The following is a 14231-nucleotide window of genomic DNA, read 5'->3' as shown; positions in this document are numbered from 1 at the left end:
AAGAATAATAATTAAGAATAATAATTAAGAATAATAATTAAGAATAATAATTAAGAATAATAATTAAGAATAATAATTAAGAATAATAATTAAGAATAATAATTAAGAATAATAATTAAAGAATAAAAATTTTATTAATATTGGAAATTAAAATGACATTATCCGAAATAAAAAACGCGGTAGCGAATATTAAAGAACAAACCGAAATTTTAAGGGGGTATCTTTGACCCCGAATCGATTTATAAAAGAATAAAAGAGATTGACGAAATTTCTGCAAAAGACGATTTTTGGAACGATAATATTTCCGCTCAAAAATTAATGAAAGAAAGAATGCTTTTAATCGACAAAATAGAACCTGTGGAAAATCTTATAAAAAATTCAAATAATATATACGAACTCACCGAACTTGCGATAAGCTCGAACGATAGCGAAATGGAATCGGAACTTGAAAAAGAATATTTGGAATTGCAAAAAGTTTTTGACGAACTTGAAACTAAAAATTTATTTTCGGGCGAATTCGACAGTAAAAACGCCTACTTGACTTTGAACGCGGGCGCAGGCGGAACGGAAAGTTGCGACTGGGCTTCGATGCTTTCGAGAATGTATATTAGATTTTGCGAAAGACATGGCTGGACAGTGGAAACAACGGACGAATTACCCGGGGACGAGGCGGGAATAAAGCAGATAAGTTTTTATATTCAAGGTTTATACGCTTACGGTTATTTGCGCTCGGAAATCGGAGTTCATAGACTCGTGCGAATATCTCCTTTTGATGCAAACGCGAAAAGACATACTTCATTTGTGGCGGTTAGCGTTATGCCCGATATAGACGAAGATATTGAAGTCGATATAAATCAAGCGGATTTGAGAATTGACACTTATAGAGCTTCTGGCGCGGGCGGACAGCATGTAAATAAAACTTCTTCGGCAATAAGAATTACTCATATTCCTACAAATACAGTCGTTCAATGTCAGGCGGAAAGAAGTCAGCATAATAATAAAGATATGGCAATGAAAATGCTTAAAGCGAAACTCTATCAGCTTGAAAAAGAAAAACTTGATAAAGAAAAACAAAAAATAGCGGGCGAAAAAACGGATATAGCTTGGGGAAATCAAATCAGAAGTTATGTGTTTCAGCCTTATCAGTTGGTTAAAGATTTGCGAACGGGTTATGAAAGCGGAAATATGAACTCGGTTATGGACGGAAATATTGACGAATTCATAGCGTCTTATTTGAAAATGCAGATTAATAAGAAGTAGATTATAAATTAATTATTGAAAAAATAAAAAAATTTGTTATAATATAGATATATATTACGATACTGTTAATATTAGGATAAAAGGAATATAGTATATGACGACAAATACCATAAAATTCATGGATGTTAGATTTATCAATCCGTTCATAGTTTCTTTAGTTTCGATATTTAAAGAAATGGCGGGAATTACTATGGAAAAAGGAACTTTAGTTAAAGGACAGGGCAGAAAATTATTTTCTGGCTACGGCGTTGCAATAGGAATTGTGGGAGATGTAAACGGACAGGTTTTATACGAATTCCCCGAAAACTTTTCTCAGCTTTTAACCGAAAACCTTACCGAAAAAAAACGTTCCGAATACGACTCCGATGACGAATTTGAAGATATGATGCGAAGCGTAATAAACGAAATAGGAAACACGATAAGCGGACTTGCCATAACTAAATTATCCGAAGAAGGCATAAGCTGCGATATTACTCCTCCGATATTATATTTTGGAAAAGAGATACAAATTATACCGAAAAATCTAAAAACTATTATTATTCCTTTTCAATCCAATATCGGTTTTGTTAGCGTTAATATAGCGATGGATATTTAATATAAATAATTTCTTTTTATTATTCATTATATGGAAATTCTATTAATTTATTTTATCGAAGTATTTATCATAATAATTCTTATAGGGCTTTCGGCGCTATTTTCTGGAAGCGAAACGGCATACACTACTATAGACGAAGTAACTTTAATGCGTCTTGTTAGAGAAAAAAAAATTAAAGAAGAAGACATGAAATACTGGTCAAAATCGAGTTCGATGATACCGACAATACTCGTTGGAAATAATATAGTAAATATTACCGCAAGTTCTATGATTACGGTTTTTGCGATAAGAATAGCAAGAACATTTACAAATCTGTCCGAAAATTTAATGGTCACAATATCTACGATAACGATAACTGTTCTTATTATAATATTCGGAGAGATTATGCCAAAAGTATTGATGAGAGTAAACGCCGAAAAAGCGATTCCTTATCTTTTATACTTTATGAAGGCAGTCCATTTTATTTTTAAGCCTATAACTTTTTTAATGGATAAAATAACCACTTTTATAATGAATTATTTAGTCCCAAAAAATTTGAGGAATACTGAAAAAAGAAGCGCTCTTGCGAGTATGGACGATATTACGACAATAATTCATATAGGGCATAAAGAGGGAATAATTAAAGAATCGACTCATGAATTATTAACGGGGGTAATAGATTTTAGGAGTAAAACCGTTGACGAAATAATGACGCCGAGAGTAGATATGGTTTGTATAGAAGCTGAAACTGAAATAAACGATATAATTCGCCTTACTGTAGAAACGGGACTTTCAAGATTTCCAGTTTATGAAGAAACTATAGACCATATAATTGGAATATTTCATACTCGTTCTTTATTTAAAGATTATCTAAAATCGAATAATAAAAATAAAACTAAAAATAAGGCGATTGATTATATAATGCTTCCATATTTTATCCCAGAAACAAAAACTATAAGCAGTTTATTTAACGATATGCAAAAAAAGAAATTACAAATGGCTATAACTATTGACGAATACGGCGGAACTGCGGGACTCGTCACTATGGAAGATATTATCGAAGAGATTATGGGCGATATAGTAGACGAAAGCGATAAAAGAGAAGAAGATTTAATTAAATTCAAAGGAAAAAGAATAATAGTAAACGGCACGGCATCTATTGAAGAAGTAAATGAAGCATTGAATTTGGATATTGAAGAAAATGAAGAATATCAAACTATAGCGGGTTATGTTATAGACAAATTAGACCATATACCAGAAACGAACGAAAGACTTATATTAAACGGATACAGAATAAGAATAATGAAAGTGGAAGACAGAAGAATAATAGAAATGGAACTTACTCCGATTAAAAATATAAGAATTGCAGAATCGGAATCGAACGAAGAAGAATCAAAAGACGCTCTCGATAAAAATAACGAGGATAATTATAATGAAATTTAAATATATTTTATTTATAATTATAATATTTTCATTTTTATTTTCGTTTAATTCATGCAAAAAAGAAATTCAAGAAAAACCTAAATCGGCTAAACTTGTTTTTGTCGGCGATATAATGACGCATCCAAATATAGTAAAATCTTTTGAAAATAAAGACATTTTAATCGATTTGAAAGATTATTTGACGGGAGATATTGTATTTGCCAATTTGGAATTTTCAGTTAATACGAATAAACCTCCTATGCCCTACCCCGAATTTAACGGCTCGATGGAATATTTAAGATATTTTTTTAATTATTTTAATTTATTTTCGGTTGCAAATAATCATGTCTACGACCAGGGCGCTCAAGCGGAGGCACAGACGATAGCGGAAATTGAAAGAAATAATAAATCAATATTAGGTGGCTCGACAAATAATAACGATATTAAACCTTTGATAACGAATATTAACGAAATCCCGATTTTTTTATCCGCTTACACAATGCTTGACAACGGAATAAGTTATAGAAGCAATGAAAACGGATATTTTTATTTTATGAATTTTTTTCCTAAAGAAAAAGATTTAATAGAAAAAGTAAAAAACGATTTAACTGCGGCGACAAACGGCGAATTAAAAATTATATCTCTGCATTTTGGTTTGGAATACACGACAGAACCCGAAGCGAAAACTATGGAAATTGCAAAGAATTTAATTGAAAACGGAGTCGATATAATAATAGGACATCATCCGCATGTTCCGAGACGTTCCGAAATATACGAAGGAGAAAATCATAAAGGAATAATAATTTATTCGCTTGGAAATTTTATAGCTAGCCATAAGGGAAGATATCCTTATTTAGATATTGGGACGATTTTATCTTTGGAAATAAAAGAAAATAAAGAAATCAATTTTGAATTTATGCCGACATATTACGCGTTTTTTTATAAAAATAAATTTAATAAAAATGATTTTGATTTTATAATGAAGCCGATAAAAGAAAATCCCGAAATTTCTATGCCTGAATTGGAAACAAATTATATTTATAGCGATTATGACACAAACGCGATAAAAAACGGTTATAAATTAATAAATCAATTTTACAGTCCTTTAACAAACGAAAGTGTGAAAAGTTTATTTGTAGAAAATATGACTAATTAAAAAATCATTCTTTATCAAAATTTTATTTAGGTTTTATTAATAATGGATTGTTTCACAATGACGAATAAAAAGACACCGCAATTAATGCGATGTCTTTTAATCTTAAGAAGCTAAACAAAAACTTTTATTAAAATTATTGTTTAAACAAATCTCCCATATATGTGCCTTTAAAGTTGTTAGGACCTTGTATACTTCCAAATTGATATCTAACTGTAATTGCACTAACCGCATTAACGCCTGCACTTTCAGTTATACTTACATAAGTTCCCAAAGGAGCATCGTTCTTTTTTAATAATTGAGTAATAGCTATATATTCTTTATTATGCATATTTTCGGTTTTACTCTCGCCTCCAGCATTATATTTACTATTGGCGTCAATACCGTCATAGCCATTATTTAATTGAACGCTTGAAATTAAAAATTGAGCAAATGGGGAAGTTACAGTTATTTTATTAGCGTTTATAGTTACCGTAACCTCCATACTTGTAGGCAATGTTTCGCTTGCTTCATCTTCCGAAATTCCTGAAAAAGAAGAACGAGTAAGAGTGCCTGTAAAAGTATAGCTTCCAGTAAAGAAAGTCGCCGCATCGCCCGAAGTTGTATAAATGTCATCTAAATTGAAGCCATTACCATCTCCGTCACTTGGGTCTTCATTCGATTTACAACTTACATACAAAGCCATAACTAAAGCTCCTACAACCACGTAGGTAAAAAAATTTTTGAAATTATACATGATAATTTCCTCCTTGAATTGAATTGATTTTAAATTTATAACTAAACGGAGATTTTTAATTTTCTCCGATAAGCTATCGAAAGTAATTGAAGTTAAAAAGGTTTTAACTAAATTTAGAATTGCAAAATTATTTTTATCGTCATTGTATATTTTAAATTTGTCATTGCGAGCGTAAGCGTGGCAATCCACACAGAATAGATTACTTCGGCTAACGCCTCGTAATGACAAAGAATGTTTAATTAAAGAAATTATTTTTTGCAATAGCACAGCGAGACAAATTCTTATAAATAAAACTTTGTCTTTTAAAAAATTAAAAAAGTTTAAACTACTTTGTTCGCGGTTCGCGGTTCGCGGTTCGCGGTTCGCGGTTCGCGGTTCGCGGTGAACTGCAAATATTATTTATTAGATTTAATACATAATGGTTGAATTATACAATATTTAGAATTTTTTGTCAACTGTTTAAATAAAATTTTTTTTAAAAAATTCGATAATCCAAAATGGACGCAGAGCGAAAGCGGGCTGTAGCCAAAAAAAAAATTCGTCATTGAAATTTTTAATTAATCTGTCATTGCGAGGACGAAGTCCGAAGCAATCCAGATATATAGATTGCCACGCTCACGCTCGCAATGACGGAATTTTTACAAGTGTAATAACGAATTCTAAACGGAGTTGTTTTTCGCTTCTGCGGGCTTCACTCTGTGGGCTTTAGACTAGTGTGGTTCTTTTGGCTTTGCCCGCGCATGTTGCGTTGCCACTCAAAAAAGAACAAGAATTTTTAAATTAAAAAATTAATTAATTGTAAGCCGATACCAAAGTCACATGGCGTATGCAAGCGACTTAAACAACCGAAGCAATACAAAAATAAACAACTTGATAAAATACCGACTTATGTTATAATCTAAATACAGTTTAAATTTATGGGGGTAAATTATGCCACGTGTTATAAATAACGATTGTGTAGCTTGCGGTTCATGCTTGCCTGAATGCGCTTTCGGAGCTATTAGCGAAGGAGATATTTATGTAATAGACCCTGACAAATGCACCGATTGTGCGGCTTGTGAGCCTGTTTGTCCAAGCAACGCTATACATCAAGCTTAATCTGTTACGGATGGCATTGGGGCGGGTTTTTTAGCCTGCCCTTTTTAAATCCGATTAATATTTTAAGTAAAAATTTAAAGGAATTTTTAATTGATAAATAATACTCAAGCATTCATTCTATCTTACAATAAATATAAAACCTCTTCAATAATCGCTTCGTTTCTTACAAAAAATTCTATAATAGACGCAATATGCTATAGAGCGAAAAAAGATTCAAAAGCGTTCGGTTCGGATTTTGAAAGCATATCAAAAATGCAAATAAGTTTATATCAAAAGAAACAGCCCAATTTATCAATATTAAAAGAATCTTCAATAATAAAAAATTATAATTTGCTTGAAAAATCAATTTATTCTTCTTTAGCCATTTTTTATATAAGAGAAGTTTTATTATATTCGGCAAAAGATTTTGACGAAAGATATTTTATACTCATGGAGAAAATTTTAAACGCTTTAGAAAAATTGGAAGAAGAAAAATTTTTATTAGAAGAAAATTTATTAAAGAATTATATAAACATACTTTTAAGAGCGTTTGAAATGAAAGTTCTTTATATAGCGGGAATATCTCCGCAGCTTGATTCATGCATTTTATGTTCAAGTCAAAAATCCGATTTTTACTCGATAATCGAAGGCGGAATTATATGCGAAAATTGTAAAATAAATTCAAAAGACGCAGTTAAACTCGAAAAAGGCGACATTGATTTTATGCGAATAATAAAAAAAACTTCTTTAATCGACATAGCTCAAAATAAAGACATAAATAATTTTTATATAAACTCGATTACGAATGTCAGAGATATAATGAATAAATCTCTTTTCAATCATTTAAATAAAAATTTCAAAAGTCTTAAAGTATTGGAAGAAGTTTTATTTAATTAAAATATCGAATACGCTTTTTGCATCGTCTACAATAAAAGTCGCGTTTTCAAATTCTTTATCTTCTCCGAAACCGTATCTAACGGCAATCGAATCTATTCCCACATTTTTAGCGCCGTCAATATCGTCTATTCTGTCGCCTATCATTATAGTTTTTGATTTGTCGAATTTTTCTTTTGATAAAGCTTCTATAATAACATCGGTTTTATTTTTAGCTTTTCCACCAATCGTTGGAGCGTAAATTTCCTTAAAGAAAATATTTAAATTAAAATATTCTATTATTCTAACCGCGGATTCTTTCGGTTTTGCCGTAGCGACATACAGATTAAATTTTTTATCATGCAGATTTTTTATTAAATCAAAAATTCCTTCGTATAATTTACAGTTAAATAAACCGTCATTTTCGTTATAATCTTCTCTGTAATATTTTATAAATTCGTTTGCAAGATTTTCGTCTTTACAACAGTATTTTATAAAACTTATATCGAGAGGCGGTCCTATAAATTTTCTTAAAATATCTTTTGAAGGAATTTCTATATTTAAATTATGAATTTCGTTTACTTTTTTTATTCCGTATATGACGCCGTTTACTATTCCGTCCGCCGAATCCGTTATAGTTCCGTCAAGGTCGAATAAAATATTTTCGTATTTAGACATATTGATTAATTTTATAAAAAGAATTATTTTCTATTACTTTTCTTGTCGTTTTTAGGCTCGCCTCTATATTTTTCGCTCATTATTATTCCATTTTCTTCATAAAAAGTAACCGCTTTATAATTCTGCCTTATTGAAAATTCGGCGCTTCCTATTATAAGTTCAACGCCAGATAGCATTTCTTTTCCCGCGCTTACTGTGGATTCCACTTTTTCTATTTCCATTTGCTGAACCATGCTTTCTCTATTCAATACGACTTCCTCTCTTCTGCTGCTCGACTGTTCCAGCTGCTCTTTCAAACTTTGCAACTGTTCTTTCTTTTCATCGTCTAATTTTTTAATTTTTGCCGCCTGCTCTAAAGATTTTATTCCTCTTTCAAGTTCTTCTATAGCCATATCCAGTTCTTGTTTTTCTTTTTCCATCGAATCTATAGCTCTTCTTTTTGCGGGACTTACTCCAGTTTCTATCAATGTTTTTGTTCCCGCTTGAGAACCCAAAACTTTTCCGTTTACTTCGGTTAATGCTCTTAATCTTCCTCCGCTTGCCGATGCTCTCTTTCCGATAAGTATTATTCTACTGTCGGCGTCAATATTCGAATTCAAAATCGCTTCCGTTACAACGACATTATTTCCCGCTTCAATATTGGAGAATTGTATAAATTTCGCTATGACATCTCCGCCAGCTCTAACGAAACTATTTTCATTTCCTTGAATTCCAAGTTTAACCATTATATCGCCTTTCGCCTCGAGGTCGCATTTTCCAACCGTTCCCTGAATATCTATATTTCCTTCGGCTTTAATCGAATAATTATCATTAACGCTTCCCTTAACAAGCACGCTTCCGATAAAATTAATATTTCCCGTTTCCGGTCCAACATCGCCCGAAACCTCGAATATTGGTTCTACGCTCAATAATTTTCCTTTCAAAACCACTTGCCCGTTGATAGACGCAATTATAAATTTTCCATCTTCCGACATTTTTACATTATCGCCCAGTATTTCTTTAGGGTCAATATCCTTTCCGCCTTTGGTTTCAATTTTATCTCCGAATACGGTCGTTCCTTCCTCGCCTTCGCTCGCTTCAATTTTTTCCGCCAATTTCTGTCCTTCTTCGACATTTTCTACTATGCTTAAATCTTTATAATCTATACTCTCTTCTTCGCCGATAAATTTAGGTATAATTTTTTTATTTACATTAACCAAAAATTCTATTCTCGCGTTTTTTCCATTAACGGGAGGTTTTCCTTCCGCGGCAAGAATTGGAATATTGAAATAGCCTTCTTCCAAAGATTTATTGATTCCGTCTTCCTGTATTCCGTATATGATTCCGCTGTTTTCAAGCAGACTTTTAATATCTTCCAAATCCATTTCTCTTCCGCCGTTCGATGGTTTGCTCATAGTTACAAAAGCCTGCATTTTATCTTCCGTAACGGAATAGCTTAATTTAGCGTTATATACGGATTTTGAAGAATCCCATTCGGCTATTTTTTCGTATTCTCCTTTCTGTTCGTTTAGAATTTTTTTAGCCAAATTGGAATCGTATTCTTTTACTCCCGATTCTATCAATTTTGATTCCAAAGCCGTAATATCTTCTATTCTCTTTCCGTCCGCGACTGGAGGAGACACTTTCAAAAATACGCCGTTTCTTTTGACTCGAATTATTATTTTCGTGTCTTTATCGATTAAAATATTGTCGTCTTCGGACTCGCTGTCGATAGAAGTATAATCTTTATCCGTTCCCATATTTATTTTAGATTTTTCGTATTCTATATGAGTGTATCGGACAAATATTTTTCCTCCGCCTATTCCTAAAAATCCTCTGCTTCTGTCTCTTATCACTTTATAAGTTAATTCGTAAACGGGACATTGAAATATTGCGGACGCTTCCTGCATTCCCTGTTCCAAAGAATTAACATACAATTCCACAGAATGAGAATTTTGCGAGCTATAAATATTCTTATAAAAATTGCTTTGTAAAATTTTTCTTTTTAATTCGTTCATAAAATATCCTACGCTTAATTATAAATTATAATAAGGCTTTCTTTATTTCCAAAAGGCTATGTCTTAAATCCTGTATCGCTTTTCCATGAAGCTGGGAAACTCTGCTTTCGGAGACTTCCAATACTTTTCCTATTTCTTTCAAAGTCAACTCTTCCCAATAATATAATATCAGAACTTCCTGTTCTTTTGGAGGAAGTTTTTTCAAAGCTTTTACAATCTCTTTTTGAATCTCTTCTCTTTCCGCCAAATATTCGGGATTAGTTTTATCGCTCGATTTTAAAGTGTCGCCGATGGAAATTTCATCCGAATCGTCTCCCAAATACCAAACTTCGCTTAAAGAAGTAGTCGATGCCTGAATATTATACCCCATGATTTCATTATATTTAGAAACCGGAATATCGAGCATTTTCGCTATTTCCTGAGGCTGCGCTTTTCTTTTTAATTTTAATTCCAAAGCATCCGACACTTCCTGAATATCTTTTATGCCCTTACGAATCGACCTCGGCAAATTATCTATCTTTCTAAGCTCATCGTAAATAGAACCTTGTATTCTCAAAAGAGCATAGGTTTTAAACTTCACATCTTTATTCGGGTCATATCTATCTATGGCATCCAGAAGTCCGAAAGAACCGAATCCAACCAAATCCTCGAAATCCACGCCTCTGATATTTGCCGTATGTATTCTCGCCGCGGCGTATTTTACCAAAGGAGCGTATTTAACGACAATAGCCTCTCTTATATGAGGAGAGGAAGTCTTTTTGAATTCCAACCAATATTCATGTTCGTTTTCATCGGTGATATTCGGTAATATGTCTTTTTTATTCTTCTTCATAATGAACCACTCTATTTAATTTTTTATTTATAACTTATTAACTTTATTAAAAATTAAAAATAATTTAATTTATTTTCCCTTATCTTTCGCTATCACTGTCCTTATTGCCGATGCGGCTTTTTCGGGGTCTTCCATAACCTCTCTTTCCATAACTCTTTCGTTTATTTTTTTATCGCCGCCGTAATATTCGCTTGAATCGGAAATATCCGAAGAACTTTTATAAGACGAAGCGCCTAATATAATATCTCCTATATCGCCTCTCAAGTTATCATAATCTACTTTATTATTTTTATCAATATTAAAATCGTTTTTAATAGTTTCTTTAGGACTTGAAATATCGCCGACTATCGCATCTATGCCGTTTTCGGATTTTGTTTCGGGCAATATATCGTTATCCGCATTATTTAAATTTTGCAAATTATCGCTTTCCTCTTGTGAAGAATTGGAAGAATTATTTAAAGAATCGTCCGAAACATTTGAAATAATTTCGACATCGGAATCTTCTATTATGTCGCCCAAATATTTAGTTAAAAATATATTTAAAGCGTATAATATAATCATAGTTATTACTGCGGAAATTAATCCTTTAAAAATTGAAATATCGATTCTATTTTTTAAAATAACCGAAAGAAACAAAGTAGCCAAAAAAGACACGGAGGTTATAAAGAGAGTCAATTTTCCGAAATTAGACGAGAAATAACTTTTTAATTTATTAACTATATTTTCCATAATCGCTCCTAATTGCTATTTTTTACAAGAAAACGAGATAAAGTTTCCATAAAACCCGATAAACCTTTTACATCTTTATTTTCGCTATATTCCATATCGACTATTTTTTTTGCAATATTATGTATCGACATAGAAGCCTGACATTTATTGTCGTATTCATAAAAAGGAAACTGCTGCGAAACCGAATAAGGAATCGTTTTATCTTCAAAAACATATCCTAAATATTTAACATTCATATTAAGATAATTTTTACTTGCGCTTATAATATTGTCGCTAACCACTTTTGCCTGCGAAGGTTTTGTAACTCTGTTGACTAAAATTTTAATATCCGCTTTAGAATCCTCGCTCGCTATCACTTTAATAACGGAAAACGCGTCCAATACCGCCGTAGGTTCTGGAGTTGTAACAATTATACTTTCGTCCGAAGAGAGCCAAAAATAGGCTACTTGGTCGGAAATTCCCGCTCCCGTATCGACTATAATAATATCCGCGTCATTTAAAGAATCCATACTATTGATTAATTTATTTAGTCCCCTGCCCGACAAATTAGCTAAAGAAGAAAATCCCGAAGCTCCCGCTATATATCTTATTCCGTATTCCGTATCGACTACAATTTCATGCATTTTTTTTACGCCTTTTATCACATGATATAAATTATATTCGGGCATATTTCCTAATATAACATTGACATTTCCAAGTCCCAAATCCGCGTCTATCAAAAGAACATTTTGCCCAAGTTCATGCAAAGCTATTGCCAAATTGACGGCTATATTTGTTTTGCCGACTCCTCCTTTACCGCTTGCAATACTTATTATTCTTTGAGGTCGCTTGTCTTTTACGCTCATCATTTTTCTTAATTCGTCCGCTTGGTCTTTCATAATAATCATAAATCCTAAATTATTTTAAATTTCCGTATAAATTTTCTATTATATTTTTTCCGTATTTTTTCGCCGTTGATATATCTTTTGGAACTCCCTGTCCGTAAGTGACATAAGTTATAGGAATTTTCGTTCCGATTATGGCGCATACGGAAGAAGCCAAATAATCCGTTTCATCGACTTTCGTTAATATTATTCCTTTATAATTCGCGGGTTTAAAAGCCTCGAGTATTTTTAGCGAGTCTTTATATTTTGCAGTTGAACTCATAACAAGCTGAATATCCATATCGAATCTTCCAACCGTGCTAAAATATTTTGACATAGAAATTATCTCGTCCGTTCCTTTCGGAGAACGACCCATAGTGTCTACAAATAATAACGAAGAATTATCCATTTTTCTTATTTCCGCTCTTAAAGCTTCTGGATTGCTTGCGCTTGTAAAAGGAGCTTTTAAAATGCTTGCGTATCTTTGAAGTTGGTCAACAGCAGCTATTCTATAATTATCTATAGTCACAAAAGAAACTTTCCTTCCCGCCCTTATATATTGAGCCGCTATTTTCGGTATTGTGGTAGTTTTTCCGACTCCCGTTGGTCCCACAAAAACTATTATTTTCTTTTTATGTCCTATATCAATTCCGTTTGACAATATCAATTTGTTTGTAAAATATTTTTCTATTTCTTCTTTTATGATTTCGTTCGACTGAAAAAATCTCGCGTTGCTCGAAGTTAATAAATATTCTCTCAAATTAAGCAGCGCTTCTTCAGGGAATTCTCTGCCTCTTAAATAATTAAAACTTTCTTCCATCGCGTCAACATTTTCAAAATTATCTCTATCGTCTTCGTAATAATCTTTTTCTCTGTCGTCTATATCGCTGTCAAAATCAAAATCTTCTCTATTATTTCTAATTTTATTTATAGAATTTCTTTCCGATTCGTAGCGATTATTATAAAAAGAATTTCTTGAATTATTATTTTTGTTTTTATTAAAATTAGGAACATTATTTTCAAAATATTCTTTAACTATATCCTTCACTTGCGACTCAACCATTTTTTTAACATTTTCGTCTATGGAATTTTTGTGGTTATAATAACTGTCGCTTAACATCGAACTTCCGAATAAAGAAGAATTATAAGAATTATTATTGAAAGAAGATAAAGGATTAAAATTATTATTTCTCATTCTATTATTAGAATTATTAAAATCGCTTCCGTTAAAATTGTTAAAATTATTATTATGACTTTTAAAATTTTCGATTCTATTATTATTTTTTTCGTCCAAAATTCTTTCGTTAATAGTTTTTTCGGCTGAATTATTTAATTGAATATTTGCAGACGGATTTAAATTATTTTGAACGCCATTATTTATATCCGATTGAATTATTGACTGGGCTTCTGATTTTCTGATATATTGAGCTTCTTTTATGCGCTTAATCATATCCACTATTTTTTCTCCCATTTCGCTTCCGTCTATCGTTTCGGTAGTATATTTATGTTTATTCAATTCTTTTTCATCATTTATAAGTTTTTCCTCATAAGAATCCGAAGAAACCGCATCATTATTAGAATATTCTTTAACGGTATTTTTATTTTCGCTTTTTCTATAAGGACTATCGATTGGCATTACTCTAATAACCCACTCTGGCTTTTTGAACAATCCCAAAGGTCCTTTCGGTTTTTCCTGCCACTCTTTTAACATCATGAAATTTCTGCCGTATTGCACCGTAGCTTGTGCAAGCGCTTTCGCTTTAGTTTCCGCTCTAAATTCTTTTATATCTACTAATGCCATGATTTCACTCCCTCAATATTAATTTTGTTCTAAAACGCCAATAGAAACTTCAAATTCTTTTTTTATAATGCCGAAAATAGTTTTTCTTTTTAATTCTCTAATGCTGATTATAAAATAGCTTTCTCCGTATTTATCTCGAGCTATTTTTTCAATCTGCTCCCTGTTCTTGCCAAAAATTTTAATAGTCTTCATAATTTATTTTCTCCGTTTATCTATATTTTATTTAATAATTTTTA

14 protein-coding genes are annotated in these 14231 nt (G+C 31.9%); 6 read left to right on the top strand and 8 right to left on the bottom strand.

What is annotated here, in order from left to right:
* Window positions 1-152 precede the first annotated feature (152 nt).
* The 4 genes from prfB to ACR0QS_RS00610 all read left to right on the top strand — a co-directional run bounded on the left by prfB (window position 153) and on the right by ACR0QS_RS00610 (window position 4412).
* A protein-coding gene (prfB, locus tag ACR0QS_RS00625; RefSeq protein WP_432631505.1) for a peptide chain release factor 2 occupies window positions 153-1260 on the top strand; the annotation gives its coding sequence in 2 pieces (ribosomal slippage) (window positions 153-215 and window positions 217-1260; 1107 coding nt in all).
* A 94-nt stretch (window positions 1261-1354) separates the two neighbouring features.
* Window positions 1355-1855: a chemotaxis protein CheX gene (locus ACR0QS_RS00620; RefSeq protein WP_432631504.1), complete on the top strand. Its 501-nt coding sequence runs from the start codon at window positions 1355-1357 to the stop codon at window positions 1853-1855.
* 30 nt (window positions 1856-1885) lie between these two features.
* Window positions 1886-3277 carry a hemolysin family protein gene (locus tag ACR0QS_RS00615; RefSeq protein WP_432631503.1) on the top strand — a complete coding sequence of 464 codons (1392 nt, stop codon included), beginning with the start codon at window positions 1886-1888 and terminating at the stop codon, window positions 3275-3277.
* Window positions 3267-4412 carry a CapA family protein gene (locus ACR0QS_RS00610; RefSeq protein WP_432631502.1) on the top strand — a complete coding sequence of 382 codons (1146 nt, stop codon included), beginning with the start codon at window positions 3267-3269 and terminating at the stop codon, window positions 4410-4412. The genes ACR0QS_RS00615 and ACR0QS_RS00610 overlap by 11 nt, the downstream gene beginning before the upstream one ends.
* 133 nt (window positions 4413-4545) lie before the next feature.
* Here ACR0QS_RS00610 and ACR0QS_RS00605 read toward each other — a convergent pair whose 3' ends face one another.
* Window positions 4546-5145, bottom strand: a complete 600-nt coding sequence (locus ACR0QS_RS00605) for a hypothetical protein (RefSeq protein ID WP_432631501.1) — start codon at window positions 5143-5145, stop codon at window positions 4546-4548.
* 930 nt (window positions 5146-6075) lie between these two features.
* Here ACR0QS_RS00605 and ACR0QS_RS00600 point away from each other — a divergent pair.
* Window positions 6076-6243 carry a DUF362 domain-containing protein gene (locus ACR0QS_RS00600; RefSeq protein WP_432631500.1) on the top strand — a complete coding sequence of 56 codons (168 nt, stop codon included), beginning with the start codon at window positions 6076-6078 and terminating at the stop codon, window positions 6241-6243.
* A 90-nt stretch (window positions 6244-6333) separates the two neighbouring features.
* Window positions 6334-7119 carry a DNA repair protein RecO gene (gene recO, locus ACR0QS_RS00595; RefSeq protein ID WP_432631499.1) on the top strand — a complete coding sequence of 262 codons (786 nt, stop codon included), beginning with the start codon at window positions 6334-6336 and terminating at the stop codon, window positions 7117-7119.
* Here the strand turns inward: recO and ACR0QS_RS00590 are convergent.
* From ACR0QS_RS00590 to ACR0QS_RS00560, 7 genes are all read right to left on the bottom strand, one after another.
* Window positions 7108-7773, bottom strand: a complete 666-nt coding sequence (locus tag ACR0QS_RS00590; RefSeq protein ID WP_432631498.1) for an HAD-IA family hydrolase — start codon at window positions 7771-7773, stop codon at window positions 7108-7110. The two genes, recO and ACR0QS_RS00590, sit on opposite strands and share 12 nt — an antisense overlap.
* A 23-nt stretch (window positions 7774-7796) precedes the next feature.
* On the bottom strand, window positions 7797-9770 hold the full coding sequence (locus tag ACR0QS_RS00585; RefSeq protein WP_432631497.1) for a FapA family protein: 1974 nt from the start codon (window positions 9768-9770) through the stop codon (window positions 7797-7799).
* Between the two features lie 25 nt (window positions 9771-9795).
* Entirely contained in the window at window positions 9796-10602 is an 807-nt protein-coding gene (whiG, locus tag ACR0QS_RS00580) for an RNA polymerase sigma factor WhiG (RefSeq protein WP_432631496.1), read from the bottom strand.
* Between the two features lie 69 nt (window positions 10603-10671).
* Window positions 10672-11331 carry a hypothetical protein gene (locus tag ACR0QS_RS00575; RefSeq protein WP_432631495.1) on the bottom strand — a complete coding sequence of 220 codons (660 nt, stop codon included), beginning with the start codon at window positions 11329-11331 and terminating at the stop codon, window positions 10672-10674.
* A gap of 8 nt (window positions 11332-11339) precedes the next feature.
* A complete protein-coding gene (locus ACR0QS_RS00570) occupies window positions 11340-12209 on the bottom strand; it encodes a MinD/ParA family protein (protein ID WP_432631494.1) in 870 nt (289 codons plus the stop codon).
* A 19-nt stretch (window positions 12210-12228) separates the two neighbouring features.
* Entirely contained in the window at window positions 12229-13995 is a 1767-nt protein-coding gene (locus tag ACR0QS_RS00565; protein WP_432631493.1) for a flagellar biosynthesis regulator FlhF, read from the bottom strand.
* Window positions 13996-14013: 18 nt separating this feature from the next.
* On the bottom strand, window positions 14014-14187 hold the full coding sequence (locus ACR0QS_RS00560) for a hypothetical protein (protein WP_432631492.1): 174 nt from the start codon (window positions 14185-14187) through the stop codon (window positions 14014-14016).
* Window positions 14188-14231: the final 44 nt, after the last annotated feature.

Source organism: Brachyspira sp., assembly GCF_050873525.1.
Lineage (GTDB): Bacteria > Spirochaetota > Brachyspiria > Brachyspirales > Brachyspiraceae > Brachyspira.
Note: the sequence above shows the minus strand (reverse complement) of the source record. Positions and strands in the feature narration are given on the sequence as shown.

Coding starts and splice junctions, on each gene's coding strand:
- ACR0QS_RS00620 (WP_432631504.1), top strand. CDS start 1,355: ATGACGACAAATACCATAAAATTCATGGATGTTAGATTTATCAATCCG.
- ACR0QS_RS00615 (WP_432631503.1), top strand. CDS start 1,886: ATGGAAATTCTATTAATTTATTTTATCGAAGTATTTATCATAATAATT.
- ACR0QS_RS00610 (WP_432631502.1), top strand. CDS start 3,267: ATGAAATTTAAATATATTTTATTTATAATTATAATATTTTCATTTTTA.
- ACR0QS_RS00605 (WP_432631501.1), bottom strand. CDS start 5,145: ATGTATAATTTCAAAAATTTTTTTACCTACGTGGTTGTAGGAGCTTTA.
- ACR0QS_RS00600 (WP_432631500.1), top strand. CDS start 6,076: ATGCCACGTGTTATAAATAACGATTGTGTAGCTTGCGGTTCATGCTTG.
- ACR0QS_RS00590 (WP_432631498.1), bottom strand. CDS start 7,773: ATGTCTAAATACGAAAATATTTTATTCGACCTTGACGGAACTATAACG.
- ACR0QS_RS00585 (WP_432631497.1), bottom strand. CDS start 9,770: ATGAACGAATTAAAAAGAAAAATTTTACAAAGCAATTTTTATAAGAAT.
- whiG (WP_432631496.1), bottom strand. CDS start 10,602: ATGAAGAAGAATAAAAAAGACATATTACCGAATATCACCGATGAAAAC.
- ACR0QS_RS00575 (WP_432631495.1), bottom strand. CDS start 11,331: ATGGAAAATATAGTTAATAAATTAAAAAGTTATTTCTCGTCTAATTTC.
- ACR0QS_RS00570 (WP_432631494.1), bottom strand. CDS start 12,209: ATGAAAGACCAAGCGGACGAATTAAGAAAAATGATGAGCGTAAAAGAC.
- ACR0QS_RS00565 (WP_432631493.1), bottom strand. CDS start 13,995: ATGGCATTAGTAGATATAAAAGAATTTAGAGCGGAAACTAAAGCGAAA.
- ACR0QS_RS00560 (WP_432631492.1), bottom strand. CDS start 14,187: ATGAAGACTATTAAAATTTTTGGCAAGAACAGGGAGCAGATTGAAAAA.